The sequence below is a fragment of the Neisseria sp. P0022.S010 genome (genome assembly GCF_051956635.1).
Genome location: NZ_JBQCXF010000569.1, coordinates 1 through 1,850 on the forward strand (window position 1 = coordinate 1; position 1,850 = coordinate 1,850).

The 1,850-nt window shown below is 38.1% G+C and carries 3 protein-coding genes; all 3 read right to left on the reverse strand.

What is annotated here, in order from left to right; translation table 11 throughout:
- Positions 1 to 158: 158 nt before the first annotated feature.
- Positions 159 to 707: a hypothetical protein gene (locus ACTHUT_RS19475; protein WP_440386035.1), complete on the reverse strand. Its 549-nt coding sequence runs from the start codon at positions 705 to 707 to the stop codon at positions 159 to 161.
- A gap of 4 nt (positions 708 to 711) precedes the next feature.
- A complete protein-coding gene (locus tag ACTHUT_RS19480) occupies positions 712 to 1,275 on the reverse strand; it encodes a ComF family protein (protein WP_440386036.1) in 564 nt (187 codons plus the stop codon).
- 350 nt (positions 1,276 to 1,625) lie between these two features.
- Positions 1,626 to 1,850 (reverse strand): SemiSWEET family transporter (locus ACTHUT_RS19485; RefSeq protein ID WP_440419479.1); only part of this gene is annotated, 225 nt, incomplete at its 5' end.

Sequence of the window (1,850 nt, forward strand, 5' to 3'; positions counted from 1 at the left end):
GGGTTGGAATTCACCAGAATGACTTTATAGCCTTCTTCACGCAAAGCCTTGCAGGCCTGTGCGCCCGAATAGTCAAATTCGCAGGCCTGACCGATAACGATAGGGCCGGCGCCGATGATAAGGATGGATTTTAGGTCGGTACGTTTAGGCATGGGTGGTTACTCTTGAATTAAAGAAGGTTGTTTTGTTACATAGCTTTTAAGAAAAGTATTTCCCTTTTCCAAAATCGAAGCTAAAACATCATCTTCTATGTTAGATAAAATATTCTCTAAATCTGCGCTTGATTTAATTTTAAAGAATTCTTTTGTTTGAGAATGGTATACAAGAGAAGGTTTATTTAGCTGTAAAAGTTCTGCTATATTATTTAATGAACCAATACTCTTACCATCCCATAAAATAAAGCCATAATCAGCAATTTCTGCCATTTTCTTATCTTTTGCTGTATAAAAATCCCTCCCGGTTCCTTTGCTGTCTACTTGGACAAACTGCCAATTTCCCACATTATTTCGGTAAACTTTGCCAGAAAAGTAAATATGAACATTAGTATAATCTTGTTCTTGTAGAAATTTTTGGATAGCTTTATCAGCCCCATTTGCATCCCCAATAACAATATCAAAATTCTTGCTAAGAATATTGTTAATTCTTTCTCGTATTTGTGGATTTAATCGAGAAATGCTGCGTGAACCAGAAAAGAAAACAGTATGCATCTTTCTATCCTTTTGTTTTCGTCATTACTAAAACAATTACAGACTTAGCATTTTGGGAAAATAATTTTTCAGTTGATACTTCCAATGTTGCTCCACTATCAAATAAATCATCAATTACTAAAATATTCTTATTGGATAGATCTATATTATCAATTGTGATGGAATTATTTAGTATTTCTAGTTTTTTTGATTTTTCTTCAATATTTTTGAGTGGTGTGTGTGAGCTAGATTTTCTTAAAATAGGAGAATATGGAATCCTCAAGCGATCACTTAGTTCTTTGGCAATTAATTGAACTGGTTGATTAATACGCTCTGTTGTAAAAGGGGCAGGAACAATTAAATTTAAAGTCTCTAATCCGCTAAATTGCTGTAAAATATAATCCACTAATAAAGAGGCATTTTGGGTTTGATTGCGATATTTTAATTGGAAAACCAATTCTCCAACCTTACTTCTTTTGTTATCAAACTTGGGATTCTCAAGTTCATCATAACCCAAGAAAATACTTTGATGCATATGGTTATCTAAAGCAAATCCTTGTGTCCAATTACCATTTAGTTCTATCGCCATTTCATTGACTCCTTGTCAAAATTAAGTATAACGAGCAATCCTAGCAAGCCCGTAGCCCGCATGGTAGGGTGTGTGCGGTACGTACGCACGTGTTCTCCATTTTCCCTGAACCCCCAACCCACCGCGTGCGTGCCTTGCGGCACACACCCTTGTATATCGGAACTCTCGTATCATAGCAACAAACCGCTACCGATGGATTCAAAGGTCGTCTGAAAAAAACTCTTGCGGTATTTGTTCTGTCTACCTTTCGATAAAAAGCGAACTGAAAATTCCTGCTGTTGATATTTTGGTGACTCTTTTTCAGACGACCTTTTGCGTTTTTATTTTGCACAGGCCGTCTGAAAACTTCCTTAAAAACTAGTGACAAACGTAATCAAGCCCAAAATGATACCGGGGGCGTTTGCCAGTATGATGGGGTAGTCGCGTTTTTCTTTCAAAAAGCCGTAGGCAAACCATAATGTGCAGTTGATGGCGGCGACGAGGGGTTGCAACGGCGAGCCGGGGTTGCCGGCAAGGTTGTTTTGGATTTGCGGGATATAAGAAACGTACATACCGACGGCGGCCAGGGTGGCGAC

Excerpts from the sequence above, each read along its gene's own strand:
- ACTHUT_RS19475 (WP_440386035.1), bottom strand. The coding sequence starts at position 707 with ATGCATACTGTTTTCTTTTCTGGTTCACGCAGCATTTCTCGATTAAAT.
- ACTHUT_RS19480 (WP_440386036.1), bottom strand. The coding sequence starts at position 1,275 with ATGGCGATAGAACTAAATGGTAATTGGACACAAGGATTTGCTTTAGAT.